Source organism: Streptomyces yaizuensis (assembly GCF_034961445.1).
Taxonomy (GTDB): domain Bacteria; phylum Actinomycetota; class Actinomycetes; order Streptomycetales; family Streptomycetaceae; genus Streptomyces; species Streptomyces yaizuensis.
In genome coordinates this window covers 535,045-561,603 of sequence record NZ_BSBI01000001.1, presented here as the reverse complement: position 1 = coordinate 561,603, position 26,559 = coordinate 535,045, and the positions used below count along the sequence as shown (strand labels likewise).

Genomic DNA, 26,559 nt, shown 5'->3' with positions numbered 1-26,559 from the left:
ATGGGCACCTGGGGCTCTGGCCCTTTCGACAGCGACACCGCCGAGGACACTCTTGAAGAGCTGCACGACATGTCACCTCAAGAGCGCGAGGCCATGCTACTGTCGGTGTTTCACTCCGCCCGGGAAGGGCAGGGGAGACTTTCTTCCGCAGTACTCCCAGAAGAAGTGATTGTTGCCGCAGCGGTTGTAGCCGCAAATACTTCCACCGGAGGCGAAGTCTCCTGGCACGAGGACCACTCAATCGAGGAGTGGCTCACCAAGCCCATTGACGGAAACCTCACTGCAGAGGCCATGAGAGCCGTGGAATCGGCATTGCCTCCAGACGGCTGGTATTGGAGCGGCTGGGTAAATTCAGACGACCGGGCAGAAGCTCGGGAGTGGATCGATCGAATTCTCCTCATTCTCCGATCCGCCGGGTCTCCCGACTAGCAAATCAAAAAGAGGCCCCGTCAGGTACGTCCTGACGGGGCCTCTGCCACCCGGCATGACAGTCACCGGCACCAACCTGCTGATCGCCGCGCCTTCACCCGGCACCGGTGATGTTCACTGCATACCCACCGAAGGTCCCCGCAGCCCTAGACTGCGGACTCCCCCTGGAGCGACGGGAGTTCACTCATGGCACACGAGGCAGACCGCGCGGCGGGGCGCGTGGACACCACCCGGGCGCATTCGGCCCGGGTGTACGACTACATCCTCGGCGGCAAGGACCACTACCAGGTCGACATCGACGCGGGCCGGGCCATGTGCGCGGAGTGGCCGGCCCTGCCGGTCCATATGCGCGCCAACCGGGCGTTCATGCAGCGGGCCGCGCGCCATCTCGCCCGTGCGGAGGGGATCCGTCAGTTCCTGGACATCGGGACCGGGCTGCCCACGTCCCCCAATCTGCACGAGGTCGTGCAGGCGGAGCGGCCGGACGCCGGTGTCGTGTACGTCGACAACGATCCGATCGTGCTCGCCCATGCCGAGGCCCTGCTCACCAGTGCCCCCGAGGGGCGGACCGCCTATGTCGACGCGGACCTGCGCGATCCCGGGGCGATCATCGGCTCGGCCGGGTTCCGAAGCGTTCTCGATCCGGGGGAACCGGTCGGCCTGATGGTGATCGGCATGCTCCACTTCATCCTCCCCCCGGAGGACCACGTCCTTCTCCGGCGCCTTCTCGACCCGCTTCCGCCGGGCAGTTTCCTCGCCGCCACCATCGGTACCGCCGACTTCGCCCCGCAGGAGGTCGGCCGGGTCGCGCGGGAGTACGAGCGGCGGAGGATGCCCATGAAGCTGCGTACGCGCGCCGAGGCCGAGTCCTTCTTCGACGGCCTCGACCTGGTACCACCGGGCCTGTGCCAGGTCCATCACTGGCGCCCCGAGCCCGGCGAGCCGGTCTGTGACGACCGGGACATCGCGATGTACGGCGCACTCGCCCGCAAGCGCTGATCCCGCCCGGGTGCGGTGATCCGGAGCGTGGGACGGGCCGGGCGGGGTAGCCGCACAGGCACAAGCACACCGCACGGATCGACGACGGGAGTCAGACGTGTACGCATCCAGGAGCCTGCCCGGCCTTCGCACCCGGTCCGCGCCTTCGGCCCTGGCCGTGGCCAGCGTCGCCGCCGGGGTCCTCGCCTTCTTCTTCCTGAGCCTGCTGCTCGCGCCCCTCGCGGTGCTGACCGGCCATCTCGCCCTCCGCCACAGCGGCGGCCGGAGCGACCCGGGCGGAACGGTCCTCGCCAGGACGGGTGTCGTCCTCGGCATCGGCGTCCTCGTCGTGTACGCCGTGCTGCTCGTCGCCCGCTCCTGACGCGGCCCGGTGGGCCTCCCCGGTGCTGCGGCCGCCCGCCCGGCGCGGTCAGCTCTTGAAGACGTCCTTGATCTTCTCCTTCGCCTGGCGGGCGTGGCCCTCGGCCTCCTTGGCGCGGCCCTTCGCCTCCGTCCGTTCGCTGCCGACCGCGCGTCCCGCCTCCTTCTGGACCTTGCCCTTCAGCTGCTGGGCCTTCGCCCTGGCCTTCTCGTCCCCGGCCATGTCCCTCGCCGCCCTTCCGGTGTCGTTGTCACGGTCGCCCGCCGGGTTCCCGCGTGGGCACGCGGGAAACGCCACCACCGTCCGCGGTCGGGGCCCCACGCACGGTCAGGCCGGCCGGGCCGTGAAGAAGTCCCTGTTCACCGCGATGGAGCCGTGCGACTCCTCCGGTACGTCGTCCTCGGGGTAGATCGCCTCCACCGGACACACCGGTTCGCAGGCGCTACAGTCGATGCACTCGGTCGGGTCGATGTAGAGCTGGACGTGCGTGCCGAAGGAGGCGTCCTTCGGGCCGGGGTGGATCGCGTCGGCGGGGCACGCCTCCCAGCAGGCGGTGTCCTTGTTCCCGGCGCAGGCTTCGGTGATCACGTAGGTCATGGGGGTCTCCGCGTGGAAGGGGTGGCGGGATCGGTGCCGGGATGCGGGTGCTCAGCCGATGCCGGCACCAACGTCCGGGCCGGTCAGGCCCATCAGGGCGGACAGGTTGCGGGGGGAGAAGAACTCCGCCCAGGGGACGGTGTTCTGGATGACGCCGAAGAAGCGGTTGACGGCGTCCTGGTCGCCCCGCATCGCGGCCAGGACGTCCTGGAAGCCGGGTTCGAACGGCTCCATGGTGGCGTGGTCCACGATGAAGTCGTAGAGGGGCTTCAGGGCCTCGTCGCGCCGGTAGGCGTAGGTGCGCAGGGCCGTTTCCAGGGGCATCCGGCCGGAGAATCCGGCGTCGAGGGCGGTGGCGAGCAGTTCGGCGTCCCGGAAGGCGTCGGTGATGCCCTGGGCGGTGATGGGGTCCTTGTGCACGCCGGCGTCGCCGACCAGCGCCCACCCGGGGCCGTAGGGCTTGCGGAAGAAGTTGGGACGGTTTCCCGCGCCCATGAACCGGTGCGCGAGGCTCCCGGCGTCGAGGCGTGCCCCCAGCTCGGGGGCGATGTCGTCGACCGTCTTGCGGTAGCCGGCCCGTACATCGGCCTTGAAGTCGGCGAAGTCGCGCTCGGGCCGCTCCACGAACACGGCGGCCTGGTCGTCGTGGGTGGGGAAGGCGATGACGGTGCTGCCGGGGCGGGTGTAGAACTCCAGGCCCCTGAGTTCCACGCCGCCCCAGTAGGTGTAGTAGCCGAAGGCCTTGGGCGGGACGACGTGGTACTCGGGCGCCGCGACGGTCTGCGCGACGATCGACCGCAGCCCGTCCGCGCCGACGACCGTACGGGCCCGCTCGGTGATGGTGATCCCGCTGGCGCCCCGGCCGCGGACCCCCACGACCCGGCCGCCCTCGGTGAGCACCTCCCGGACGGAGAACCCCTCGCGGACCTCGGCGCCGGCCGCGGCCGCCGCGTCCACGAGGATCTTGTCGAGGATGGTGCGTTTGGGGGCGTAGATGGCGGCGAATCCGTCGTCGTCGCGGTAGGGGAAGCCCTCCAGGGCGAAGTGGCCGTACCGGTCGAAGCAGAGGTCGAGGACGATGTTCGTCACGGCGGGGCACCCGGATGCCTCGATCTGGCCGAGCAGTCCCCAGCGGCGGAGCCGGGCACTGCCCTCGACCGTGATCATGTGGGTGGAGACGGTGTCGCTGGGAAAGGTGGCCCGGTCCAGGAGGAGTACCCGGTGCCCCTTCCTGGCGAGCAGCATGGCGGTGGGCGCACCGGACACCCGGGCACCGATCACGATGGCGTCGTACACGGCCGACTCCCTGTCGTCGGGGTTCGTTCGGGGGTTGCTGCGGCGGTTGCTGCGGGGGTTGCTGCGGGGTTCGCGTGCGGTTTCCGCGGGTTCTCTTTTGGTGGTGCGGGGTTGCCTCGGTGGTGTCGCCCGCCCGGCCGGTGCCGTGGGGCTCAGACGGCCAGGGCCTCCTCGATACGTCGGCGCCAGATCTCGTAGGCCGGTTCGACGCTGATCACGGGCAGGTCCCGGGCGGCTTCCGCGACGACGGCCGCCGCGTCCCCGCTGCCGCGGCCGCAGAAGACCCGGCAGGCGAGGTCGGTGTGTTCGGTCTCGTTGCCCGCCGTGCGACGTCCCCATGCGGCGGTCGCCGCGCCACGGGCGAGCCGGCGCCGGTGGCCGGGGGCGTGGGTGAGGACCGAGCGCAGGGCGTCCTCGTCGGCGCCGCCGCCGTAGGCCGATGCCAGGCCGACCCCACTCCACAGGTCCGCGTGCCGGGCGGGCGGGAAACCGGCGACGAGGCGGGCGACGAGGTCGACCTGCGCGCCGCCCGAGAACCACAGGGCCCGGCCCACGCCCTGGTCGAAGTACCGGCGGCCGGGAGCGGACAGCCGGGCCGGTACGGCGTGCCTCTCGACGCAGCGGCGGCGTCGGAAGAACGCCTCGTGGAAGCCGTAGCCGTCGGCGGTCACCCATCCCAGCAGCGGATCGAGGCCCGCGAGGCGGTCCTCCGGGGCGCGCCGCAGCCGGGCGTAGGCGAGGCCCACGCCGACGTACACCGGGTAGATGTGGGGGGCGCCGGGCCCGGCGACGAAGGCGTCGAGCCGCCGTTTGCGGGGCGAGACGGCGTCCAGTGCCGCGAGGCCCATGCCCGCGCCCTCGTAGGCGAAGCCGGTGAGCGAGGGTTCCACCGCGTCCAGGCGTGCGGTGAGGGCCGGCAGCCTGGGGTCCTCCAGGGCCGCGTGGTAGCCCTCCATGAGGGAGCGGGCGACCGGGGCGAACCGCTCCCATGCCTGGGGGGCGAACCCCGGCCGGGAGAACACCGCCCGGGCGGAGGGGATGCCGAACAGCCGCCTGCGGACGGCTCCTGCCGTGGTCATGTGCCGGTCTCCTCGTTCGCCGCCGGGGCGGGCGCGGGTGTGCCGGGCCAGGATGCCCGGATCTCCTGGCGCCACCGCTCGTAGGCGGGTTCGCCGGCCGTCCGGCCGGTGGCGCCCGGCCGGCCCGCGGCACGGCCCGCCGCGTGGGCGAGGGCGGCGACCGGGGCCGCTCCCCTGCCCCAGACGACGTCGCAGGCCAGGTCGGTGTGGGGGGCCGGCAGACCGGACTGCTCCCGGAAGACGGACGCCACCGCCGTGCCCGTGGCGAGGTCGCCCCGGTGCGGTCCGGCCGCCTCCAGGAGGGCCGCGACGGCGTCGCGGTCCATGACCCCGGCGGCGTACGCGCAGGCCAGGCCGATACCGCTCCACAGGTCGCCCTGCCGGTGGTCCGGGAAGGCGCGGATGGTGTCGATGATCCGCCCGGCGTTGGCGCCGGTGGAGAACCACAGGCTGCGCCCGACGCCGTGGTCGAATGCGCGGGCCGCGTAGCCGCCGATCCGGCGCGGCGCGCGGTGCCGTTCGACGATGTCACGCCAGGAGAAGAAGCCCTCGTAGAAGCCGTAGCCGTCCATCACCAGCCAGCGCAGGAAGGGGTCCTGCCGGGCGAGGAAGCGCCGTGGGGCGACGGGCACCCGGGGCAGGACGAGTCCCGCGCCGATGTGGACGAGGCAGCGGTAGGGCGCCCCCGGTCCGTGGAGGAAGGCGGGCAGCCGCCGTCTGTACGGGAAGAGGCTGTCGAGCAGCATCAGCCCCATGCCGGCGCCTTCGTAGGCGATGCCCCGCAGTTCGGGCGGTACGGCGTCCAGCCGGGGGACGAGGTCCTCGTGCCGTGGGTGGTCCAGCGTCAGATAGAAGCTGTCGACCAGGGTGCGGGCGACCGGCTCGAAGGTGAGCCAGGTCCTGTCCATGTCCTCCTGCGCGCCGAACCGTTCGGCCGCCATCCTCGGGAAGGCGTCGGCGGACAGCGGGAAGACCGGCTTGAGCAGGGTGCCGAGGCGCGGGCTCATGGCGTGCCCTTCCGTGCTCCGGCCAGCGGCGGGGCACTCCCGTCGGGGGCGCTGTCGCCGGCGGTCGGCTGCGGCCGGAACCGGCCGTAGACGAACTCGAACAGCGGGGTGGCCATGAGGGTGGTCACGATGGCCATGAAGACGAGGATGGTGAAGAGGGTCGGGGTGATCAGGCCGGCCTGGAGCCCGATGTTGAGCAGGATCAGCTCCATGAGGCCCCGCGCGTTCATCAGGCTGCCGATGGCCAGGGCCTCGCGCTGGGGTTCCTTGTTGAGCCGGGCCGCGAACCAGCAGGCGACGCCCTTGCCGAGGACGGAGACGAGGAGGATCAGCAGCGCGACGCCCCACAGGGCCGGGCTGTTGACGAGGCCGATCTCGGTGTTCAGGCCGGAGAAGACGAAGAACAGGGGCAGCAGCAGGTGGACCGTGAGCGGTTCGAAGCCGGCCCGGATGCGTTCGGCGAAGATCCCGCGCGGCATCGCGGCACCGAGGATGAACGCCCCGAACACCGCGTAGATCCCGACCCAGTCGGTGAACCACGCCGCCAGCATGAGCAGCATCAGCACCACCGACAGGACGGGCGAACCCACCCCGCCGTCCCGCTCGGCCTTGTCCCCCAGCCGGCTCAGCAGCCGCCGGCCGGCCGTCAGGACGACGACGGCGTAGGCGATGCCGCCGCCGATGGCCAGGAACGCGATCTGCATGTCGTTCTTGAACACGGCGAGGACGACGGCGAGCAGGCACCAGGAGATCGCGTCGTCGGTGGCTCCGGCCGCCAGGGCGAGCGTGCCCAGCGAGGTCCCGGTGAGCCGGCGCTCGAAGATGATCCGGGCGAGCATCGGGAAGGCGGTGATGGCGATGGCCGACCCCATGAACAGCATGGCCTGCCAGGTCTTGACGCCTTCGGTGAAGAACCTGCCGTCGTCCTGGACGAGCAGATAGGCGGTCAGCGCGCCCAGCACGAGGGGGACGAAGACTCCGGCCATCGAGATCGAGACGGCGCTGGGGAGCCGGTGCCGGATCAGCCCGGTGTCGAACTCCAGGCCCACCAGGAACATGTACAGCACCAGTCCGACCTGGCTGACCACGTAGATCACGGTCATGGACGAGCCGGCCGGGAACAGTCTCTCCTGCCAGTCGGGGACCAGCAGCCCCAGCAGGGAGGGCCCCAGCAGAACGCCGGTGATCATCTCCCCCACGACCTGAGGCTGTCCCAGCCTCCTGGCGAGCAGCCCGACGACACGGCAGGCCGCCAGGATCACGGTCAGTTGGAGGAAGAAGCGGATGGCGATTTCCGAGTTGGACACGTTGCCCCCATCGTTGTGCGAGTGGCCGACGTGGATGGTCAGGCGAAGCGGCGGCGGAGGCGCCGGCGCCAGATCTCGTAGGCCGGTTCGATGTCGTCGGTCGGCAGGTCGGCCAGGGCCTCGGCGGCGATGTCCGCGGCCGCGCGGCTGTCGATTCCGCAGACCACACGGCAGGCGATCTCGTTGTGCTCCGCCGTGTTGCCCACCTGGTGCCGGGCGCGGGCCGCGACGACCACGCCTTCGGCGAGCCGGTCCCGGTGGCCTTCGGCGCGGGCCCGCAGCGCACGGACCGTGGGCTCGTCGACCCCTCCGGTGTATCCACAGGCCAGGCCGATACCGGCCCACAGGTCGCCCCGCCGCGGCGCGGGGAACGCCTCGATGGTCGCCACGACCCGCTTGACGTCCGCGCCGGTCGCGAACCAGATGCTGCGCCCGAGACCGTGGTCGAAGGCGGACAGCCCGTAGCCGCTGAGGTACCGGGGCGTGGCGCGTTCCTGGACATGCCGGCGGTGGGCGAAGAAGCCCTCGTGGAAGCCGTACCCGTCGAGGACGGCCCAGTCGAACACGGGGTCCCGCAGCCGTCGCCGGAACGGTTCGGGGTCGCGGCCCAGCCGGGCGAGCCCCATCCCCGCCCCGAGGTAGACCGCGAAGACATAGCGGCCGGCGGGCCCGGCCACGAAGCGGCGGGTGCGCTGCCGCCACGGCGCCAGGTGGTCCAGGGCCGCGAGGGCGACCCCCGCTCCCTCGTAGGCGAATCCGCGCAGCTCCCGCGGGTACGCGTCGAGCTTGCGCAGCAGCACCGCCTCCCGCCGGTTGAGGAGCGTCGTCTCGCAGCACTCCGTCACGGTGAAGACCACCCTGCTCAGCCGCTCGGCGGCGGCGTCGGAGCCCAGGGCGACGGCCGGCAGGTCCGACGGGGTGACGTCGAACAGCGGTCTCAGCACGGCCCCCAGGACGCTCATGAGCCCTCTCCCGTCGCCGAGGACGCGACCGCGAGACTGGTCTGAAGGCGTCGCTGCAAGGTGTCGTAGGCCGGCTCGGACTCGGTGTCCGGCAGGTCCTCGAAGGCCTGGTCGACCAGGCGGGCGGCCGTCCGGCCGGAGATGCCGCACAGCACCTCGCACGCCAGGTCGGTGTCGGGGATCGGATTGCCGGCTCGGAGCCTGCCCTTGGCCACGAACGCCGTGCCGACCGCCATCCGGGTGGCGTGCCGGCCGGCGGCCGCGCGCAGGGCCTTGACGGTGGCCCGGTCGACGCCGCCGACGTATCCGCAGGCCACACCGGTGCCGAGCCACAGGTCTCCCTGCCGGTGGACGGGGAACGCGGCGATGGTGGCGGTGATCCGGCCGGGGTGGGCCCCCGAGGTGAACCAGATGCTCCGTCCGATGCCCTGGTCGAAGACGCGGCGGGCGAAGGGCGACAGATGCGCGGGGACGCGCTGCCGCTCCACGAACCGCCGCTGTTTGAAGAAGCCCTCGTGGAAGCCGTAGCCGTCCAGTACCAGCCACTTCAGGGCGGGGTCCGTCAGGCGCCGCAGGAACGGCTCCGGCCTGCGGCGCAGCCGGGCCAGCGCCTCACCCGCCCCGATGTGGGCCATGTAGAGGTGCGGACTGCCCGGTCCTTCCAGGTACGCCTGGAGCCGGGAGGGGCCCGGCAGGAAGCAGTCCAGGCCGGTCAGGCCCATGGCGGCGCCTTCGTAGGCGTAACCGCGCAGTTCCAGCGGTGTCCGGTCCAGCCGGGGGACGAGGTCCTCGAAGCGGCTGCCGTCCAGGACGGCGTGGTAGCCACCGACCGCGGTCCGTACGGCGGTCTCCAGATGTCTCCAGGTCTGGGTGTCACCCCGGCTGAAGGCGGTCGCCTCCGCGTCCGAGACGCCCATCACCGCGCGCCGCACTCCCCTGAGCGACAGGGCCATGGTTCCTCACTCCCGTCGGGTTCTCGGTGGGTCCGCTTCCAGCTCGTCCAGGAGCCGTTCCAGCTCGTCGGGAGGGACCTGGGCGAGCAGCGCGGCGAGTTCGTCCCCGGGCGCCTCGCCGCCCGGGGTGTCCGCGCCGGTCGCGGTCGTTTCGGAGGGATCCCCGGGTGGGGACCCGCCGGGTTCCGCCGGGGCGCCGGGTTCCGCCAGGACGATCAGGGGCAGGATCCGGGCGGCGAGGTCGCGGACGGTCACCCCCTGGAGCAGGTCCAGGACGGAGATGTCCGCGCGCAGGGTCGCCTCGACGCGGTACTTGATCTCGACGGCCATCAGCGAGTCGATGCCGAGGCCGCTGAGGTTGGCGTCGTCGCCGAAGTCCGCCGGGTCCAGTTTGAGGACGAGTGCGGCGATGGCGTGCAGATGGGCCGCGAGCGCGTCCGGGCGGTCCGGCTCCGGGGTGCGGCGCAGGGCCGCGAGGACGGCGTCGGCACCGGCGGCGGCGTCGGTGGCGGTCTGAGCCGGGTGGTCGGCGTCCGCCGCGCCGAGGTCGCCGAACATCGGCGGGAGCTGTGCCCCCGGGGACGCGGACCGGGCACTCGCCCAGTCGGCGGTGATCGCGACCACCTGGGCCGGCCGCTGGCCGATGAGGCGTCCCAGGATCCGTGCCCCGGCCTCGGGGGTGATCAGTTCGATGCCGCGCCGGGCGTACATCTGCTCCAGGCCCAGCTTCTCCACCATGCCGACCGACCACGGGCCCCAGCCGATGCTCAGGGCGGGCAGGCCCAGGGACCGGCGGTGGTGGGCGAGCGCGTCGAGGAAGGCGTTGGCGGAGGCGTAGTTGGCCTGGCCGGCGGAGGCGATGACGGAGCCGACCGAGCCGAACAGGACGAAGAACTCCAGGGGGGTGCCGGCGAACAGGCGGTGCAGCAGCCAGCCGCTGTTCAGCTTGGGCCGCAGCACGCGCCGGAAGGTGTCCCGGCCCATCCGGGGCATCAGCTCGTCCTCGACGACGCCGGCGGCGTGCACGACTCCCCCGACCGGTGGCCGGCCGAGCCGCCGGTGCTCGGCGGACCACGCGTGCAGGCGGGCCTCGTCGGCGCAGTCGACGGCGGCGCAGTGGACCCGTATCCCGCGCGCCTCCCACCGGAGCAGGTCGTCCACGAGGTCGCGCTGCGCGTGGTCGGCGGGCAGGGTCCGCCAGGTGTCGGGCGGGGGCGGCGGGGTGCGTGACATGAGGACGAGGTGGCGTGCGCCCCGGTCGGCCAGGAAGGCGGCGACCAGGCGTCCGAGGGCTCCCGTGCCGCCGGTGACCAGATAGGTCACGTCGTCGCGCAGGGCCAGCGGGAAGGGCGGTGCGAGGCTGTCGGAGCGGGCCAGGCGGGCGACGTGGCGCTGTCCGTCCCGGTACGCGATCTGGTCCTCGCCGTCCCGTGCGGTGATCTCGTGGACGAGCCGGCGGGCCTCCTCCGCGTCCGGCCCGGCATCGAGATCGATCATGCCGCCCCACAGGCCGGTGAACTCCTGGTGGCCGATGACCCGGCCGATGCCCCAGATCGGGGACTGCGGCAGGGCGAGGGGCCCCGGGGCCGCCCCGACGGCCTGCGCCCGGCGGGTGACCAGCCATACCCGGGGCAGCCGCCGGGTGACCTGCGCGGCGAGGGCCTGCATCAGGTGCAGTACGGAGAGCGCTCCGCGGTCCTGGCCGTCCTCCAGCGCCGTGACCGGCATGTCCTCGGTGAACGGCAGGTCGAGGCCCCACAGGTGCACCACCCCGCCGATCCCGCCGCCGTGCGCGAGTTCGCCCAGCACCTCCCGGTAGTGCTCGGGGCGGGTGGGGTCGAGCACATAGCCGTCCGCGGGGGTCCCCACGGGCTCGGGCACCGGTCCGGGGGCCACGGTGACGACGCGGTGTCCGGCACGGGTGAGCAGGGCGGCAGTCTCGGCGCCGACTCCGCCGGCGCCGGTGAAGAGGACCCACAGGGCCTGCGGGTCGTCCGGTTCCGTGCCGCCGCCGGTCGGTGCGGGATGCCACTGGACCTCGTACAGCCCCTGGTCGATGCGTTCGGGTGTCAGGCCCGCCGCGGTGTCCAGGGACTGCGCCCGAAACCCCCGGATGTCGACGAGCACCCGGCCGCCGGCGTCGCACAGGGCGAGGTCGCTGACGATGACCCGCGCGTCGGCGGTGACGACCTCGGCCACCACGTGCATCTCGTCGGCGGGGCGGCCGAGGACGGAGATGCTGTCGATGCCCACGGGCAGATAGGGCCCAAAGGTGGGGGCCGCGTCCGTCTCCCGTGGCGCGGCGGATGTCAGCAGGACCTGGAAGGCGGCGTCGATCAGGCTGGGATGGAAGCGGTAGCTCCCCAGGTCCTCCCGTACGGAGTCGGGGACCGTGACCCGTCCGACGGCCCGCCCGGGGCCGGTGGCTGTCTCCTGGACCGTGCGGAAGGCGGGCCCGTACTGGAATCCCATCCGCTCGACCAGGTCGTAGAACGCGTCGTGGGACACGCGCTGTCCGCAGCGGGCGCGGGCGTCGGCGAGGTCCCGTGCGACGCGGTCCGGTGGCCGCCGTACGAGGCGGGCGCTCGCGTGCAGGGTCCAGGTGCGGGCGCCGCCGGGCGAGGCCGCGAAGCCGGCGAACTCGACGCGGCCCGTCTCCTGGTGGAGGGTGGTGCGCAGCCGGGGGTCGGCGGTGGCGGGCAGGACGAGGGCCTTGCGCAGCTCCAGGGCGTCGAGGGTGTAGTCGCCTTCGCCGTAGACCTCGTGGGCCGCCGCCAGGGCCAGTTCGACGAAGGCCGCGCCGGGGAGGACGGTGTTCCCCTGGACGCGGTGGTCGGCGAGGAAGGGCAGCAGCCGTGGGGTGATCTCCCGCTCCCAGGTGGGGTGGGTGGCGTTCATGGGCTGGCCGAGCAGGGGGTGGACGGCGGCGCTGTGGCGGTCCTCGCGGGCCTCGGCCGATTCGTTCCAGTACCTCTTGAGCTGCCACGGGTAGGGCGGCAGGTCCACCAGGCGGGCGCCCTCGCCGTAGAAGACCGTCCAGTCCACGTCGTGGCCGTGGCTGTAGAGGGCGCCGAGGGAGCCGAGGAGGACGTCGTCGTCGGGTTCGTCGCGCCGCAGCGACGGCACCACGAGCCCTTCCTGCCGCTGTTCCGCGAGGAGTTCGCGCATGGAGCCGGCGAGGACGGGGTGGGGTCCGAGTTCCACGAAGTGGGTGTAGCCGTCGGCGAGCATCTGCCGGAACGCGGCGGCGAACAGGACGGTGGCGCGGACGTTCTGCCACCAGTAGCGGGCGTCGGCGCCCCGGCCGTCGACGCGGGTGCCGGTGACGGTCGAGTACAGCGGGAGCGTGGCCACGGCGGGGCGGATGTCGGCGAGTCCCTTCTCCAGGTCCTCGCGCAGCGGGTCCATGCAGTGGCTGTGGTAGGGGACCTTGACGGTCAGGAACCGGTGGAAGACCCCGAAGGTCTCCAGCTGGTCGGCCATGCTCCGGAGGATCCCCGCGTCACCGGAGAGGGTGACGGCGGTGGGGCTGTTGACGGCGGCGACGGAGACCAGGGGGCCCGCGTCGGCGACGGCCTGGTTCAGGGTCTCGGGGGTCATGCCCACGGCGAGCATCCGGCCGGTGCCGGTGGCCCGCTGCTGGAGGCTGCTGCGGTAGTAGGTGACCCTGATCGCGTCCTCGAAGCGGAGGACGCCGGCGAGGTACTGCGCGGCGACCTCGCCGGTGCTGTGCCCGACGACGCCGTCGGGTTCGATGCCGAAGGAGCGCCACAGCTCGGCCAGGCCCACCTGGACGGCGAAGTTGGCGGGCTGGGCGACCTCCGTCTCGGCCATGCGGGACTCCTCCTCGGGTGCGAGGAGTTCGGCGAGCAGGGACCAGCCGGTGTGCTGCGCCAGTTCCCGGTCGCAGCGTCGGACGGCGGCGTGGAAGACGGGTTCGCTCTCCAGCAGCCGCCGGGCCATGGCCCACCACTGGGGGCCCATGCCGGAGCAGACGAACGCCAGCTTCGGCCGCTCCTTGGCGGGTACGTGCCCGGCGGTCACGCCCCGGGGTTCGTCCCCGGCGGCGAAGGCGCGAAGGCGTGCGGCGGCCTCGGCGGCGGTGCCCGCGACGACCGCGAGCCGGTGGTCGTGGTGGTCGCGGCGCAGGGCCCGGGTCCAGCCGATGTCCCGCAGGTCGTCCGGGGCACCGGACAGGGCGTCGGACAGGGACGCCGCCAGGTCCGCCAGCGCCTCGGGGGCGCGGGCCGACAGCGGGACGAGATACCGCCGCCGCTGCGGCGCGGTCGGCGCGGGCTCCCGCGCGGCGGGGGGTTCCTCCAGGACCACATGGGCGTTGGTGCCGCCGAAGCCGAAGGAGTTCACCCCGGCGTGGCGCGGTCCCGCCGCCTCGGGCCAGTCGCCCGGCCGGGTCTGGACCCGCAGGCGCAGGCCCTCGAAGTCGATGGCCGGGTTGGGGGTGCGGTGGTGCAGCTGCCCCGGGATCCGGCCGTGCTCCAGCGCCAGCGCCGTCTTGATCAGGCCGGCCACTCCGGCGGCGGCTTCGAGGTGTCCGATGTTGGTCTTGACCGATCCGATCACCAGGGGCCGGTCGGCGGGGCGTCCCTCGGAGAAGACCCGGCCGATGGCGCCGGCCTCGACGGGGTCCCCGACCGGGGTCCCGGTTCCGTGCGCCTCGACGTACTGGACCTCGTGGGGTGCGATGCCGGCCTGCCGGCAGGCCGCGCGGATCGCCGCCTCCTGCGCGTCCCCGTTGGGTACGGTGATGCCGTTGCTGTGGCCGTCCTGGGAGACGGCCGTCCCCCGGATCAGCGCGTGGACGCGGTCGCGGTCGGCGAGCGCCCGCGACAGCGGCTTGAGCAGGACGACTCCGACGCCCTCGCCCCGCGCGTAGCCGTCGGCGGACGCGTCGAAGGCCTTGCAGCGGCCGTCGGGGGCGAGGAATCCGCCCTTGGACTCGGCGATGGTCATATTGGGCGCGATCATGACGTTCACGCCGCCGGCCAGTGCCAGCGAGCACTCGCCGCTCCACAGGGACCGCGCGGCCAGGTGGACCGCGACGAGCGAGCCCGAGCAGGCGGTGTCCACGGCGAGGCTCGGCCCCCGGAAGTCGAACACGTACGACAGCCGGTTGGCCAGCATCGTCATCATCATGCCGGTGGCCGAGTGGGACTGGAGTTCGTAACGGCTGTGCACGCCGTAGTTCTGGAGCAGCTGGTAGTCCAGGGTGAAGCCGCCCATGAAGACGCCCGTGTCGCTGCCGGCGAGGCGGGCCGCGACCTGGCCGCCGTCCTCCAGGGCCTCCCAGGCGGCCTGGAGCAGCAGCCGCTGCTGGGGGTCCAGCCAGATCGCCTCCCGGGGGGCGATCCCGAAGAAGGGGGCGTCGAATGTGTCGATCCGGTCGAGGAACCCTCCCCGTACGGTGTTCGTCTTGCCCAGTTTGGCGGGGTCCGGGTCGTAGAACTTGCCCGCGTCCCAGCGGTCCCGGGGCAGCTCGCCGGTGGCGTCGACACCGGCGCACAGCAGGTCCCAGAAGGCGGCGGGAGTGGTGGCGCCACCGGGAAAGCGGCAGCCGATTCCGATGATGGCGAGGGGTTCCGGCGGCGCGTCGGCCGGCGACCGGTCAGTCATGGCGTCCTTCCCCTTCCGTGGTACGAGGGGTCGGCCCGAGTTCCCGGGACAGCTCGGCCAGCAGCAGGTCCTGCGAGCTGTGGAGGAAGAAGTGCGACCCCGGGAGCATGACGAGGCGGAACGTTTTGGCAGTCTGGGTGCGCCAGCTGTCGAGATCACCGCGGCCGACGCGGACGTCCTGGTGGCCCCCGAAGACGGACAGGGGCACGGCCAGGGGCTGTTCCTCGCGGTGTTGGTAGGTGTCGCACAGCTCCAGGTCGGCCCGGAGCGTGGGCAGCAGGGCGCGCATCAGCTCGTCGCTCTCCAGCACCTGCCGGGGCGTGCCCTCCTTGCGGAGCACCGTCTTGAGCACCTCGTCGGGCAGGTGGTGGATCCTGATGTGGGGGTTCGGCAGCTGGGGCGCCCGGAAGGCGCCGAGGAGCAGCCGGGTGGGCAGGGGTGCCCCCCGGCGGCGCAGGAGCCGGGTGAGTTCGAACGCGACGAGGGCGCCCATGCTGTGGCCGAAGAAGGCGTACGGCAGCTCCAGCCGTGGCAGGACGGCCTCGTACAGGGCTTCGACCAGGGGGTCCATACGGCGCAGGGCCGGTTCGGCGACCCGGGACTCCCGGCCCGGCAGCTGGGCCGCCCACAGCTCGACACCGGCGGGCAGACAACCGCTCCACTCGCGGAACGCCGAACCGCCGCCACCGGCGTAGGGGAAGCAGAACAGCCTCAGCCGCGGTGCCTCGGTGGAGGGGTGGCGGACGAACCACCGGTCCGTGTCCCCGGCGCCGTCCGTCCGGCCGCGCAGCCGCCGCACGAGACGGGCGCGCTGGTCGTCGGGCAGGCGGGCGATCCGCTCGTGCGGTCTCGCCCCCTCCCCCAGGACGCTGGTCATCGGACCTCCCCCGTGCCGACGGCCTCGCCGGCCGGCCGGAGCCGGATCCACTGGTCGCTGAGCGGCATCGCGTCCCGCTCCCGCAGATGGATCCCGACCAGGGCCATGAGGGCTTCGTCGGCCCGCCAGCGCCGCGCCTGCTCCTGCTTGGCCGCGTTCCAGGGCTCGGCCTCGAACTCCTCCAGCACCGTCGCCACCAGCTGGCCCGACAGATGCTCGACAAAGAGGATGTTGGCCGCGAACTGCGCGCTCAGCTCCGCGTCCGCGAGGCCCGCCGTCATACCGATGTGGAGGCGGCTCATGAAGTCGAAGTCGTAGAAGCGGACGAAGGGCGTCTGGTCACGGGGTTCGTCGTCGACGGCGGCCCACTCCCGGAAGAAGCGCTGGACGTCGCGGCCGGCGGTGCTGAAGCGGGCCAGCCCGGTCACCATGTCGGGCCGGTCGCCCAGGTGCCGCAGCGCGTCGTGGAAGTAGAGCAGCCCGGGGGCGGCCCAGTAGACGGCCGTGTCCCAGATGACCTTGGCGAGCATCACGCGGGCGTTGCCCATCAGCGCGTACTGGCTCTCGTAGACGCTCAGCCAGCCGTCGGCGATCAGCAGGAACACCTGGTTGTGGATGGCGGCGCGCTCCTGGATGTCCTCGCCGTCGAGCGCGTGCGTGATCAGGTCGGTGATCAGGCCGTTGCTGATGGCGATCAGGTCGAGCCCCGGGGAGTACAGGGGGTCGAGGAAGACGCCCGCCTCCCCCGCGAGGCACCAGCGGTCCTCGGAGAAGACCTGCTCGCAGCTGTACGCGTAGTCCTTCATCACCCGGAAGTCCTGGATCTTGTCCAGGTCCCGGCGGATGACGCCCGCGCACTGCGGCTCGTGCGCGTCGAGCCATTCCAGGGCGCGTTCGAACCGGTTGAGCTGTTCGAACGGGTGGAGGTCCGGGTCGGTGACGATGCCGACGCTGGTGGAGCCGGAGGCGAGCCGGATCAGCCAGACCCAGTAGCCGGGACCCATCAGATGGTTGGTGGACAGCTCGCGGCGGCCCTCCTCGATCCGGGCGTGCCACTGGGGGTCGTCGGACCACTGGTCGACGTCGATGGGGCAGCCGACGCGGAACCAGACGGCGTTGGCCCGGTGGCCGACCTTCTTCGCGAGGCCGAGCCGCCGCTTGAGCAGGGAGGCGCGGCCGGTGGCGTCGACCACCCAGCGGGCCTGGAACTGCCGGGTCGCGCCGTCGTCCGTGCGGACCCGGAGCCGGTGGTGCCCGTCCCCGGGCAGCAGGTCCAGGGCCTCGACCTTCGCACCGGACAGGAAGCGCACGCCCCGCTCGGCCAGTTCGCGCCCGAGGGCGTTCTCCAGCCGGCCCCGGTCGAGCTGGTAGGTGCCGACCGCGCCCGACGGGCGGACGGAGTGGCCGAGTTCCACCCGGCGGGTGATGTCGTCGTTGCCGTCCTTGGAGAAGAACACCCGCAGTCCGTACTTGTTCAGCTGCTGGGACTGGAGGTGCCGGCCGAGGCCCAGGACCTCCCGCAGGTAGTAGCCGGCGATCTCCACGGTGGACTCGCCGACCTTGTGGGCCGCCTCCGGCACCGGGTGCGCCTGGCGCTCCAGCACCACGATCCGGGTGCCGGGGCGCTGCTCGCGCAGGTGGAGCGCCAGGGTCAGCCCGGCGGCTCCGCCCCCGATCACGGCGACGTCCACGATGTCGTCGGGTGCCGCGGCCACGGTGTCCTGCGCGCCGGTCGCGCCCATCGCATCGCTCACGCCGCTCACCTCGGTCACGTCTCCGTCGCTCGGGTTGCTGTCGCTCACGGGGCCACCGCCTCCGTCCGGCTCCCGAGGGTGATCCAGGCGCTGTCGACGGCGGCGGCGGACGACGGCGACCGCTCCCGGTACCGTCCGACCACCTCCCGCAGCAGTTCGTCGCCGCGCCACCGCTCGATCCGGGCCTTGGCCGCGTCGTCGGGGCCGCGCTGCTCCAGGCGCTCGATGACCGTGCTGACCAGCTGGCCCGCGATCTCCTCCAGCAGGACGACGTTCCGTCCGAACTGCTCCTCCAGCTCCTCGTCGTCCAGGCCGGCCGCCATGCCGTTGTGCAGATCCACGATGAAGTCCATCAGGCTGTAGGGGTCCGCGAACACATCGGACGCGGGCTCGTTGCCGACCTGGTGCCACTCCCGGAGGAATTCCTGTACGCGGGTGTGCAGCAGCCAGGTCCGCTGGAGGTTGACGAAGGCCCTCGGGCTCTCCCCGAAGCGGCGGAACTTGTCGTGGAAGAAGAGCAGGCCGGGCACGGCCCAGTAGATGATCGTGTCCCAGATGACCTTCGCCACCATCACCTGCGGATTGCCCATGACGGGGTACTGGCCCTCGTAGGCGACCAGCCAGATCTCGCTGAGCACCAGGTAGACCTGGTTGTGCGCGACGGCCCGCTCCTCGATGTCCTCGCCCCGGCGGTCCCTGGTGACGAGATCGGTGATCAGGCCGTTGCTGATGGCCATCAGATCGCCGCCGGAGGAGTAGAGCGGGTCGATCGCGACGCCCGCCTCCCCGGTCAGGCACCACCGTTCCCCGGAGTACACCTGGCGGCAGCCGTAGGCGTAGTCCTTCATCACCCGGAAGTCCTGGATCTTGTCCAGGTGGAGCCGTACCTCGGCCGCGCACTGCGGCTCATGTCCGTCGAGCCACTCCAGGGCCCGTTCCAGGGTGTTGAATCCGTCGAAGGAGTGGGCCGCGTCGTCGGCGACGATACCGATGCTCGTGGACCCCGACGCGAGCGGGATGAGCCACACCCAGTACCCGGGGCCCATCAGATGGTTGGTCGACAGCCGGCGCAGACCGCCGTCGACCCGGGCCCGCCACCGCTCGTCCTTCGACCACTCCTGTACGTCGACCTCGTGGTCGATCCGGAACCAGGAGGAGTTGGCGCGGTGGCCGAGCGCCCGCGCCAGGCCCAGCTTGCGCTTGAGCAGGCCCGCGCGCCCCGTCGCGTCGACCACCCAGCGGGCCCGGAGGGTGTGTTCGTCGTCGCCGTCGAGGAAGCGCACGACGTGGTCGGCGCCGTCGGTGCCGAACTCGACGTCCCGGACCTTGCAGCGCTGGCGGAAGGAGACCCCCAGGCCGGTGACGAGTGTGCCGAGGGCGTTCTCCAGCCGGCCCCGGTCGAGCTGGTAGGAGGCGAGGGGCGCCGCGGAGATCTGGCCGTACTCGACGCGGCGGGTGATGTCCTCGTTGCCGGCGTGCGTGAAGAACATCCGCAGGCCGAACTTGTGCAGCTGGTCCCGTTCGAGGTGTTCCTTCAGGCCGAGGACGTCGCGCAGATAGTGGGCCTGGACCTCCACGCTGGACTCGCCGACCTTGTGGGCGGCCTCGGGCACGGGGTGCCGCTGCCGTTCGAGGACCGCGACGCGCAGCCCGGGGTCGGTGCGCCCGAGCTGGAGGGCCAGGGTCAGTCCGGCGATGCCGCCGCCGAGGATCACCACGTCGAAGCGTTCGATGGCGTCAGACATAGCTGACCTCACTGCTGTGCTGTTCCATGCTGTCCGCTCCGTTCCCATCGTGACCTGCGGTGCCTTCCCCCGCGCCGGGCGCGCGCAGGGCGATCCAGCCCTCGCTGGTGGGACTGTGGTGCCGCTCGCGCCGGTGGACGGCGATCAGATCGGCGATCAACGGGTCCCGCTGCCAGCTCTGGACCTGGGCGATGACGCGGTCGTCGCCGTAGCGGCCGCCGTGGGCGTCGATGACCGCGGTGATCAGCTGCCCGGCCAGCTGGGCGAAGAGCGTGGTGTTGGCGGAGAAGCGCTCGGGGAAGCGGTCGTCGGGCAGGTCGTCGGCCATGCCCGCGTGCAGCTTCACCATGAAGTCGAGCGGGGAGTAGAGGTCCACGAACCGGGCTTCGAGGGGGGAGTCCTCGATGGCGGCCCACTCGCGGAAGAACGCCTGGACCCGGTTGCTGATGTCGGCGAGGCGTTCCAGGTCGGCGGCGACGGAGGGGCTGTCGGCCACCCGGGGGAATCGGCCCTGGAAGAAGAGGAGGCCGAAGACCCCCCAGTAGAAGGCGGTGTCCCAGATCACCTTCGAGACCATCACGCGGGCGTTGCCCATCAGCGCGTACTGGTTCTCGTAGACGGCGAGCCACATGTCGGTGACCCGGCGGAAGAGCGCGTCGTGCACGGAGGCCCGGACGGCGACGTCCTCGCCGTCGAGGGATCGGGTGACGAGGTCGGCCACGAGTCCGTTGCTGACGGCGATGAGGTCCAGACCGGGTGAGTAGAGCGGATCGAGGAAGATCCCGGACTCGCCGGTCAGGCACCAGCGGGCGCGGCCGTCGTAGACCTGGTCGCAGCTGTAGGAGTAGTCCTTCATGACCCGGAAGTCCTGGATCTTGTCCTGGTGTTCCTCGACGGCCCGGGCGCACTGCGGCTCGTGGGCACGCAGCCAGTCCAGGGCCCGTTCGAGGGTGTTGAAGTCCTCGAACGGGTGCGTGCCGGCCTCCGCGACGATGCCGATGCTGATGGACCCGGAGGCGAGCCGGATCAGCCAGACCCAGTAGCCGGGACCCATCAGATGGTTGGTGGACAGCTCGCGCCGGCCCTGGCGGATCCGGGCGTGCCAGTCCGGGTCGTCGCTCCAGGTGCCGAGGTCGATGGGGTGGCCGAGCCGGAACCAGGCGGCGTTGGCCTTGTGCCCCACCTCCTTGCGGAGACCGAACCTCCGCTCCAGGAAGTGGCTGCGTCCGGTGGCGTCGATCACCCACCGCGCCCGGACGTCGCGCTCCTGGGCGTCCGCGAGCAGCCGCACCCGGTGGTGGGAGCCGTCGGTCGCGAACTCGACCTGGAGCACCTTGCTCCCGGGGAGGAAGTCGACGCCCTCGCGGGAGCAGACCGCGCCGAGTTCGTTCTCCAGGCGCCCCCGGTCGAGCTGGTAGGTCGCCAGCGGCGGGAAGACCGAACTGCCCAGTTCGACCCGCCCGGCGATGTCCGTGTTGTCGTCGTCGCTGAAGAACATGCGCAGGCCGAACTTGCGGATCTGCCGGGTCTCCAGGTGCTCGCGGAGTCCGAGGACATCGCGCAGATAGTGGGCGGCGATCTCCACCGTCGACTCGCCGACCTTGTGCGCGGCCTCGGGCACGGGGTGCTCCTGCCGCTCGGCGACGAGGACCCGGATGCCGGGGCGCGCCCGGCGCAGGTGGAGCGCCAGGGTGAGGCCGGCGGCCCCGCCGCCCAGGATGACGGCGTCGTACCGGTCGGGCCGGGTGGCCTCGTCGGCGGCGCGCGTGCGGAGTCTCCGGGCGAGCAGGGCCCGCTTCTCGGCGGACAGGTCGGATATCCGATGCCGTGCTGGTTGGGTCATGCGTCCCCCTTCGTCCCCGACGAATGTCCGAGGAAGGGATTACGGACGACTTACTTCAGATGCAAGCTGAGGCCGTTTTCGCCGTGCGCCCGGGGCATCGGCGCAGGTGGGGGCGGTGACCGGGTGGGCACGCGGTCCGTGGCGGGCCGCCTTGGGGGCAGGGTCCGACGGGCTGCCGTGGCGCGATCGGGCCCCTGGGCGGGTGGCCGCTCCACCGCCACGGGCCCGATCTCCCGATCGTCCGACGGGGTGATGTGACGACGAACGGCGTGTCCCGGGCGGACCGTGCCCGGTTGGGGAAGCGTAGGCCATCGGCTCCCCGGCCGGCGCCGACGGCGCGATGTCCCGGGGAAGCCCCGGAGAGAAGGACACGACACCACGATGACCGACGCCCCCAGCCCGGCCCTGGAGACCGCGCTCGCCTACCACCGCGCCTGGACCGGCCACGACTTCGACCGTGCGATGACCTATGTCGCCGACGACATCGTGTGCGAGGCACCGGCCGGACCCATCCGGGGCGCGCGGGCCTTCCGGGACTTCATGGAGCCCTTCAGCCATATCCTCACGGACTCGCGCGTGATCGCCGCGTTCGGCGACGAGACGACCGCGCTGATGATGTACGACACCACGACGCTGCCGGTCGCGAGCGCCCCCGGGGCCGAGTGCCTGACCGTCGGGGACGGCGTCATCACCCATCTGCGGATCATCTTCAACCAGGCGCCCTTCATCGCCGCGGAACAGGCGCGGCGGACGCCGACCGGTGGGTGACGCCGCGCAGTCCGGTTGCGGTTCCGGTTACGGCTGTGGCCGGGGCCGTGGCCGCGGGGCTCTCAGCGGCGCACCGGGACGGGCGCGGGCAGGCCGGACCCGCGCCCGTCCCGGGGTATGTCCATGATCCGTTCCCGCAGGGCCAGGAGACTGCCGCAGGCCCCGGCCCCGAAGTCGCGCTCCAGGGACCCCAGGAACAGGGACAGTTCGCGCAGCGCGTGGGCCGGTCTGCCGAGCTGGAGATGGGCCTCGATGATGGTGGTGGCGGCGAGTTCGTTGTACGGATCCAGCCGCAGCTTCTCGTAGGCGTACTCCAGCGCCTCGTCCAGCTCCCCCCGCGCCCGGTGGATCTGGATCAGCCGGATCAGGGCCTGCGAACAGAGGCCCTCGTACTGTCTCCGGTACGGCGCGAGCCACTGCTGCTGGGACTCCTCGTCCTCCAGGAACCGGCGGACGGTGTAGGCGGCGACGCGGCTGTAGTAGAAACAGGCGCGGCGCGCGTCGCAGTGGGCGTCGCAGGCACGCGCCTGCTCGAAGAGCCGCTCGACCTCGTTCGCGTCGCTCCACCAGCCCTCGCCTGCCTCGAAGCGGTAGAAGTTGGCGCCGCTGCGGTGGATGAAGGACGACTCCTGCCCCGGGCGCAGATCCGGTTCGAGCATCCGCCGTAAGCAGTGCATGCCGACGTGGAATCCGCTGGCCGCCTTCTCGGGGGTGGTGTCCCGCCACCCGAGGTCGATGAGCTGGTCCATGGAGGCCGGCTTGCCCGGGTTCAGCAGGAACCACTTGAGCAGCAGCAGCGCCTTCTCCCGGCGCTGCCGGCGCTGGCCCAGGACCTCCTCGCCCTTGAAGACCCGGAAGGGCCCGAACAGATAGGCCCGATAGGTGGCACCGTGCTCCCGCTCCCGCGGCCGGAACCGGTCGGTTCCCGGCAGCAGGGCCGCCCCGGTCGTCATACCGTGCACGTTCGCCCTCCCCGTCGTTCTCTAGCGATCGTGTATGGGTATAGGGCCAGTTACCAGGCTTCACGGTGAAGGGTGTTCACGAAGGTTGTCAAGCGTTATGGTGGAACCGGCGGGTGCGGCACACCTGCCCTTCTGCGTGCCTTGACGGTCAACTGGGAGGTGCCGGATGAGCCAGGTCGACCCCGGACGCGTCGGACAGAAGCGTCCGGTGCGAAGTCGCCGGGAGCGTCTCCGGCAGTCCACTCTCGAAGAAATCGTCGAAGTCGGCCGAGCGCTGCTGCGCGAGGGCCGGGAGGTGACGCTGCGCGCGGTGGCGACGGAGATGGGCTTCACCGCGCCCGCGCTCTACCGGTACGTCGGCAATGTGGCCGCGCTCAACGGACTCCTGTCGAACAACATCTTCGCCGAGATCGTCCGCGAGATGGCCGCGACCGCCGAACCCTACGGGGACGACGATCCGGCGGCGCAGATGGTGGCGGCCGCCACCGCCTTCCGCTGCTGGGCGCTGGACCATATCGACGAGTTCCAGTTGGTGTTCCACACCAACTCCCTTTCGGGCGAGCACGTCGCCCGCTCGAAGGCCGGGAAGCCGCTCCATCCGCTCGCACCGCCCCCTCAGGAGGGCGCCGCCGACGGCGTGCAGAAATTCGCCGACTTCTTCGGGCGGATCTTCATCGGGGTGTCGCAGCAGTACCCGTTCCCCGTGCCCTCCCGTGCGGAGCTGGACGACGACTTCGTCGCGGTCCACTCCCCGGGCGGGTCGGGCAAACCCGACCTCGCCAGGCTCCTGGGCGCGGACGGACTGGGGCTGATCTGGCTCTTCGAGCTGGCCTGGGCGCAGCTGTACGGCATCGTGACCCTGGAGGTGTTCGGTCACATCCGTCCCCAACTGGTCAGGTCCGGAGCCCTGTTCACCGCCGTGATGCACGAGATCGGACGCCGCGCCGGGATGGCGGACGACTGGGACCGGCTGGCCGCGATCAGCCAGGAGATCCTCGCCCGGCGGGCGTAGGCCCTGTCCGACGGATCTCGCCGGGACTCGCGTGCCCTGGTGCCGCACCCCGTACGACCGGCGGCCGCGCGCAGTGCGGTACCGCGCGCGGGCCGTCATCGCACCCGTCTCACCCGTTCCCGCAGCGCCAGGAGTTCGGGCCCCGGCGCCACCCCCAGGTCCTCCCGCAGAGTGCGGACGAACTGCTCCAGCTGCACCATCGCCCCCGTCGGGCTGCCCTGCTCCAGATGGATCTCCGCGACGGACGTGGCCGCCTCCTCCGAGTAGGGGTCGCGGTCCAGGATCCTCGTCGCGCAGGTCAGCACCTCGTACAGATGGCCGGCCTCCCGGTGCAGGCGTAACAGCTGGATGAGGGTGTCCTCGTGGCCGCGCTCGTGGGCCGCCCGGAAGGACGCGAAGGCGTCCCGGTAGACCTCCTCCGGGAGGAAGCCCTGTTCGTAGTGGGCGAGGAGTCGCTCGTAGGAGGCTGTCGCCGCCCTCGCATCGCCCGCCCGCCGTGCGGCGCACGCCGACGCCGACAGCAGGGCGACCTCGTCGGTGTCGGTCCACCAGCAGTCGGACGGGTCGAACCAGTAGTGTCCGTGCGGATCCGACCGGATGAACCTGGACGGCCGGCGGCTGGGCAGCTCCGGCTCCAGGATCCGGCGGAGCGAGTGCTGCGTGACATGGAGCCCGTTCGCCCGGTTTCCCGCCCGGCCGGGCCAGAGCACCTCCGACAGCTCGATGTCCCGGAACTTCTGTCCGGGGTTGAGCAGGAACCACTTGAGGAGGGTGCGCGCGCTCGCCCGCCCGCCCCGTGGGTCCCCCAGCGGGGCGCCTCCGCGGCGCACCCGGAAGGGGCCGAACAGCCATGCCTCGTACTCCCGCCGTGCGTCCGTCGCCCGGTCGGCTCCGGCCGGCGGTGTACCACCGTCCCCCGCGGATACGGAAGGTACGGAAGTTGCGGCGGATGCGGCGGATATCGGCGTCGGCCCAGCCTCCTGTGATCGTTCCATCTGTCCCCCCACTGCCCCCTTGAACACACCGTCAGGTGCTCGGGGCATGGTTCCCCTCGCATCACGGGATAAACCACCCGGTGCCATAGTCTTCGTCGCTTATGTACCCCGTCGTGGAAGGGTCCTGTCCGCCCCGTGCGGCCGGCCTGACGACCTGACCGGGGAGGTGTCGGCCCGGGGGTGGGAGGGAAGGCACTCCGATCGGCGTGCGCGGGGTGCGGCGCCGCCCACTTTCGCGTCCCGTAAGCACCCGGTAAGTCGGCGGCACTACCTTCACCGAGCAGCCCCCAGGGGGCTGTTTGGACCCATCCACTACTCACGAGGGAGGGACGCGGACCGTGCTCTCGCATCTGGATGCGGTGACCATCATCGCAGGCGACGTGGAGCGGACCAAGGCCTTCTACACCGACCTCCTTGGCTTCAGCGTCGTCCCCCCGTTCACCTCTCCCGAAGGTGACTTCGTCTGGCTGCGCTCCGAGGAACGCGGCTCCAGCATCATCGTCCAGGACGTGGCGACGAGGGCGGACAAGCCGACCCAGGCGGACATCCCGGTGGCCAGCGGCGGGCTCATGCTCGGGTTCGCCGTCGACGACGCCGAAGCGGCCCACCGGACGGCCCTGGAGGGCGGCTACGAGATCCGGACCCCGGTGGTCGACATGGGCTTCGGCCGCACCTTCGGCGTCAAGGACCCCGAGGGCAACTACCTCCAGTTGTTCGATGTCTATCCGCAGGTCAAGGAGCTCCAGCGCCGGCTCGGCCTGGGCTGACCACAAGGAGCCGTTCCATGTCCATGACCGTAGGGGAACTGTTCGCGGCCCTCTCGACGCGGTTCAACCACGACGCCGCGGTGGGGCTGACCAGGACCCTGCAATGGAGGATCACCGACGCGGACCCGGGCGTCTGGGCCTTCGAGATCGTCGACGGCCGGGGCCGTCTGATCCCGGGTGGCGTCGCCGAACCCGACACCACCTTCACCACCAGCAGTGAGACCTGGATGGCGATCGCCGAGGGACGGCAGGACGCGATGCGCGCCTTCATGACCGGAAAGCTGAAGGTCGAGGGCGACATGATGCTCGCGATGAAGGTCCCCAAGCTCTTCGTGACCGGCGTCTGACACCCCCGGACACCCGCCTTCCTGAGGAGTTGACGAACGTGCAGCATTCCGCCGAGCCCGAAACCGACCCCGAGAAGGTCCGTCTGGAGCAGGTGGCGGCCCTCACGGACCCCGCCACCATCCGCTACCTGGAGAAGATCGGGGTGGGCGAGGGCTGGACGTGCGCCGAGGTCGGGGCGGGCGCCGGGTCGATCGCCCGCTGGCTGTCCAACCGCGTCGGCCACTTCGGCAAGGTCCACGCCATCGACATCGAGCCCACGTACATGGACGGGGTCACGGCCCCCAACCTGGAGGTCCGGCAGCAGGACATCACGACGACACCACTGGAGCAGGGTGCCTACGACCTCGTCCACAGCAAGATCCTGCTGATGCATCTGCCGGACCGGGAACGCGTGCTCGGCGAGTTCGCCAAGGCCCTCAAGCCCGGCGGCCACCTCCTCGTGGAGGAGGCGGACATCCGCAGCATCCAGCGGGTCGACCCGCCCTCGCCGCTGCTCACCCGGGCGGCCACCGCTCTGGAGACCTTCTTCTACTTCGGCGGGGCCGACCCCGGGTACGGGATGAAGCTCCTGCCGGCCTTCCGCCGGACCGGGCTGACCTTCCTCGGCACCGACTGCCAGCTCACCGCGGTGCAGGCGGGCACCCCCGAAATGCAGACGATCGTGCTGAGCCTGGCCAAACTCGCCCCCGTGATCACCAAGGTCGGCCTGATGGGGGCGAAGGAGATCGAGGCCGCCTTCGACCAGCTCCAGCAGCCCTCGGACACGGTCCTCTACACCCCGATCACCGTCTCGGTGTGGGGCCGGCGGGACCCGGAGTGATCCGTCCCCCCGACTCCCCCATCGGCAATGGCAGTCGGCATCGGCAG

At 71.7% G+C, this 26,559-nt stretch carries 23 protein-coding genes; 8 read left to right on the top strand and 15 right to left on the bottom strand.

Features of this window, described 5'->3' with window-relative positions; all coding sequences use genetic code 11:
* The 3 genes from SYYSPA8_RS02065 to SYYSPA8_RS02055 all read left to right on the top strand — a co-directional run bounded on the left by SYYSPA8_RS02065 (position 1) and on the right by SYYSPA8_RS02055 (position 1,789).
* Entirely contained in the window at positions 1–429 is a 429-nt protein-coding gene (locus SYYSPA8_RS02065; RefSeq protein WP_323445139.1) for a DUF4259 domain-containing protein, read from the top strand.
* Positions 430–615: 186 nt separating this feature from the next.
* Positions 616–1,428 (top strand): SAM-dependent methyltransferase, encoded by an 813-nt coding sequence (locus tag SYYSPA8_RS02060; RefSeq protein ID WP_323445138.1) that lies wholly within the window; start codon positions 616–618, stop codon positions 1,426–1,428.
* Positions 1,429–1,525: 97 nt separating this feature from the next.
* Positions 1,526–1,789 (top strand): DUF4190 domain-containing protein, encoded by a 264-nt coding sequence (locus SYYSPA8_RS02055; protein WP_323445137.1) that lies wholly within the window; start codon positions 1,526–1,528, stop codon positions 1,787–1,789.
* A gap of 48 nt (positions 1,790–1,837) precedes the next feature.
* On the opposite strand, the gene SYYSPA8_RS02050 is transcribed toward SYYSPA8_RS02055, so the two are convergent.
* The 13 genes from SYYSPA8_RS02050 to SYYSPA8_RS01990 form a co-directional block, all read right to left on the bottom strand.
* Complete coding sequence (locus SYYSPA8_RS02050) at positions 1,838–2,011, bottom strand: CsbD family protein (RefSeq protein WP_323445136.1); 174 nt, start codon at positions 2,009–2,011, stop codon at positions 1,838–1,840.
* A 105-nt stretch (positions 2,012–2,116) separates the two neighbouring features.
* A complete protein-coding gene (locus SYYSPA8_RS02045; protein ID WP_407705883.1) occupies positions 2,117–2,386 on the bottom strand; it encodes a 4Fe-4S dicluster domain-containing protein in 270 nt (89 codons plus the stop codon).
* Between the two features lie 51 nt (positions 2,387–2,437).
* Complete coding sequence (locus SYYSPA8_RS02040) at positions 2,438–3,682, bottom strand: NAD(P)/FAD-dependent oxidoreductase (protein ID WP_323445135.1); 1,245 nt, start codon at positions 3,680–3,682, stop codon at positions 2,438–2,440.
* Between the two features lie 152 nt (positions 3,683–3,834).
* On the bottom strand, positions 3,835–4,761 hold the full coding sequence (locus tag SYYSPA8_RS02035) for a DUF1702 family protein (RefSeq protein ID WP_323445134.1): 927 nt from the start codon (positions 4,759–4,761) through the stop codon (positions 3,835–3,837).
* Positions 4,758–5,768: a DUF1702 family protein gene (locus SYYSPA8_RS02030; RefSeq protein ID WP_323445133.1), complete on the bottom strand. Its 1,011-nt coding sequence runs from the start codon at positions 5,766–5,768 to the stop codon at positions 4,758–4,760. The genes SYYSPA8_RS02035 and SYYSPA8_RS02030 overlap by 4 nt, the downstream gene beginning before the upstream one ends.
* Positions 5,765–7,075, bottom strand: a complete 1,311-nt coding sequence (locus tag SYYSPA8_RS02025) for a cation:proton antiporter (protein ID WP_323445132.1) — start codon at positions 7,073–7,075, stop codon at positions 5,765–5,767. The genes SYYSPA8_RS02030 and SYYSPA8_RS02025 overlap by 4 nt, the downstream gene beginning before the upstream one ends.
* Before the next feature lie 38 nt (positions 7,076–7,113).
* On the bottom strand, positions 7,114–8,037 hold the full coding sequence (locus SYYSPA8_RS02020; protein WP_323445131.1) for a DUF1702 family protein: 924 nt from the start codon (positions 8,035–8,037) through the stop codon (positions 7,114–7,116).
* Positions 8,034–8,990: a DUF1702 family protein gene (locus SYYSPA8_RS02015; RefSeq protein WP_323445130.1), complete on the bottom strand. Its 957-nt coding sequence runs from the start codon at positions 8,988–8,990 to the stop codon at positions 8,034–8,036. The genes SYYSPA8_RS02020 and SYYSPA8_RS02015 overlap by 4 nt, the downstream gene beginning before the upstream one ends.
* A gap of 6 nt (positions 8,991–8,996) precedes the next feature.
* Positions 8,997–14,621 (bottom strand): polyketide synthase, encoded by a 5,625-nt coding sequence (locus tag SYYSPA8_RS02010; protein WP_323445129.1) that lies wholly within the window; start codon positions 14,619–14,621, stop codon positions 8,997–8,999.
* Complete coding sequence (locus tag SYYSPA8_RS02005; protein ID WP_323445128.1) at positions 14,614–15,498, bottom strand: thioesterase II family protein; 885 nt, start codon at positions 15,496–15,498, stop codon at positions 14,614–14,616. Before SYYSPA8_RS02005 ends, SYYSPA8_RS02010 begins: the two co-directional genes overlap by 8 nt.
* The gene (locus SYYSPA8_RS02000) at positions 15,495–17,300 is read right to left on the bottom strand and encodes an NAD(P)/FAD-dependent oxidoreductase (protein WP_323445127.1); all 1,806 of its coding nucleotides are present in this window, start codon (positions 17,298–17,300) and stop codon (positions 15,495–15,497) included. The genes SYYSPA8_RS02005 and SYYSPA8_RS02000 overlap by 4 nt, the downstream gene beginning before the upstream one ends.
* Positions 17,297–18,997: an NAD(P)/FAD-dependent oxidoreductase gene (locus SYYSPA8_RS01995; RefSeq protein ID WP_323445126.1), complete on the bottom strand. Its 1,701-nt coding sequence runs from the start codon at positions 18,995–18,997 to the stop codon at positions 17,297–17,299. Before SYYSPA8_RS01995 ends, SYYSPA8_RS02000 begins: the two co-directional genes overlap by 4 nt.
* A complete protein-coding gene (locus tag SYYSPA8_RS01990) occupies positions 18,990–20,840 on the bottom strand; it encodes an NAD(P)/FAD-dependent oxidoreductase (protein ID WP_323445125.1) in 1,851 nt (616 codons plus the stop codon). The genes SYYSPA8_RS01995 and SYYSPA8_RS01990 overlap by 8 nt, the downstream gene beginning before the upstream one ends.
* Before the next feature lie 381 nt (positions 20,841–21,221).
* Here SYYSPA8_RS01990 and SYYSPA8_RS01985 point away from each other — a divergent pair, with 381 nt between their 5' ends.
* Entirely contained in the window at positions 21,222–21,608 is a 387-nt protein-coding gene (locus SYYSPA8_RS01985) for a nuclear transport factor 2 family protein (RefSeq protein WP_323445124.1), read from the top strand.
* 62 nt (positions 21,609–21,670) lie between these two features.
* On the opposite strand, the gene SYYSPA8_RS01980 is transcribed toward SYYSPA8_RS01985, so the two are convergent.
* On the bottom strand, positions 21,671–22,561 hold the full coding sequence (locus tag SYYSPA8_RS01980) for an AfsR/SARP family transcriptional regulator (protein ID WP_323445123.1): 891 nt from the start codon (positions 22,559–22,561) through the stop codon (positions 21,671–21,673).
* A 175-nt stretch (positions 22,562–22,736) separates the two neighbouring features.
* Here SYYSPA8_RS01980 and SYYSPA8_RS01975 point away from each other — a divergent pair, with 175 nt between their 5' ends.
* The gene (locus SYYSPA8_RS01975) at positions 22,737–23,582 is read left to right on the top strand and encodes a TetR/AcrR family transcriptional regulator (RefSeq protein ID WP_323445122.1); all 846 of its coding nucleotides are present in this window, start codon (positions 22,737–22,739) and stop codon (positions 23,580–23,582) included.
* Between the two features lie 95 nt (positions 23,583–23,677).
* Here SYYSPA8_RS01975 and SYYSPA8_RS01970 read toward each other — a convergent pair whose 3' ends face one another.
* Positions 23,678–24,412, bottom strand: coding sequence for an AfsR/SARP family transcriptional regulator (locus SYYSPA8_RS01970; RefSeq protein ID WP_323445121.1), 735 nt, complete (start codon positions 24,410–24,412; stop codon positions 23,678–23,680).
* Positions 24,413–24,915: 503 nt separating this feature from the next.
* On the opposite strand from SYYSPA8_RS01970, the gene SYYSPA8_RS01965 reads away from it, so the two are divergent.
* The 3 genes from SYYSPA8_RS01965 to SYYSPA8_RS01955 are packed head-to-tail and all read left to right on the top strand — an operon-like array spanning position 24,916 to position 26,512.
* Positions 24,916–25,344 (top strand): VOC family protein, encoded by a 429-nt coding sequence (locus tag SYYSPA8_RS01965; RefSeq protein WP_323445120.1) that lies wholly within the window; start codon positions 24,916–24,918, stop codon positions 25,342–25,344.
* Between the two features lie 17 nt (positions 25,345–25,361).
* Positions 25,362–25,691 carry an SCP2 sterol-binding domain-containing protein gene (locus tag SYYSPA8_RS01960; RefSeq protein WP_323445119.1) on the top strand — a complete coding sequence of 110 codons (330 nt, stop codon included), beginning with the start codon at positions 25,362–25,364 and terminating at the stop codon, positions 25,689–25,691.
* Between the two features lie 38 nt (positions 25,692–25,729).
* Positions 25,730–26,512: a methyltransferase domain-containing protein gene (locus tag SYYSPA8_RS01955; protein ID WP_323445118.1), complete on the top strand. Its 783-nt coding sequence runs from the start codon at positions 25,730–25,732 to the stop codon at positions 26,510–26,512.
* The last annotated feature ends 47 nt before the right edge of the window (positions 26,513–26,559 follow it).

Bases quoted from the DNA above. Each gene is read 5' to 3' on its own strand.
- SYYSPA8_RS02065 (WP_323445139.1), top strand. From the start codon at position 1: ATGGGCACCTGGGGCTCTGGCCCTTTCGACAGCGACACCGCCGAGGAC.
- SYYSPA8_RS02060 (WP_323445138.1), top strand. From the start codon at position 616: ATGGCACACGAGGCAGACCGCGCGGCGGGGCGCGTGGACACCACCCGG.
- SYYSPA8_RS02050 (WP_323445136.1), bottom strand. From the start codon at position 2,011: ATGGCCGGGGACGAGAAGGCCAGGGCGAAGGCCCAGCAGCTGAAGGGC.
- SYYSPA8_RS02045 (WP_407705883.1), bottom strand. From the start codon at position 2,386: ATGACCTACGTGATCACCGAAGCCTGCGCCGGGAACAAGGACACCGCC.
- SYYSPA8_RS02035 (WP_323445134.1), bottom strand. From the start codon at position 4,761: ATGACCACGGCAGGAGCCGTCCGCAGGCGGCTGTTCGGCATCCCCTCC.
- SYYSPA8_RS02030 (WP_323445133.1), bottom strand. From the start codon at position 5,768: ATGAGCCCGCGCCTCGGCACCCTGCTCAAGCCGGTCTTCCCGCTGTCC.
- SYYSPA8_RS02020 (WP_323445131.1), bottom strand. From the start codon at position 8,037: ATGAGCGTCCTGGGGGCCGTGCTGAGACCGCTGTTCGACGTCACCCCG.
- SYYSPA8_RS02015 (WP_323445130.1), bottom strand. From the start codon at position 8,990: ATGGCCCTGTCGCTCAGGGGAGTGCGGCGCGCGGTGATGGGCGTCTCG.
- SYYSPA8_RS02010 (WP_323445129.1), bottom strand. From the start codon at position 14,621: ATGACTGACCGGTCGCCGGCCGACGCGCCGCCGGAACCCCTCGCCATC.
- SYYSPA8_RS02005 (WP_323445128.1), bottom strand. From the start codon at position 15,498: ATGACCAGCGTCCTGGGGGAGGGGGCGAGACCGCACGAGCGGATCGCC.
- SYYSPA8_RS01995 (WP_323445126.1), bottom strand. From the start codon at position 18,997: ATGTCTGACGCCATCGAACGCTTCGACGTGGTGATCCTCGGCGGCGGC.
- SYYSPA8_RS01990 (WP_323445125.1), bottom strand. From the start codon at position 20,840: ATGACCCAACCAGCACGGCATCGGATATCCGACCTGTCCGCCGAGAAG.
- SYYSPA8_RS01985 (WP_323445124.1), top strand. From the start codon at position 21,222: ATGACCGACGCCCCCAGCCCGGCCCTGGAGACCGCGCTCGCCTACCAC.
- SYYSPA8_RS01980 (WP_323445123.1), bottom strand. From the start codon at position 22,561: ATGACGACCGGGGCGGCCCTGCTGCCGGGAACCGACCGGTTCCGGCCG.
- SYYSPA8_RS01975 (WP_323445122.1), top strand. From the start codon at position 22,737: ATGAGCCAGGTCGACCCCGGACGCGTCGGACAGAAGCGTCCGGTGCGA.
- SYYSPA8_RS01960 (WP_323445119.1), top strand. From the start codon at position 25,362: ATGTCCATGACCGTAGGGGAACTGTTCGCGGCCCTCTCGACGCGGTTC.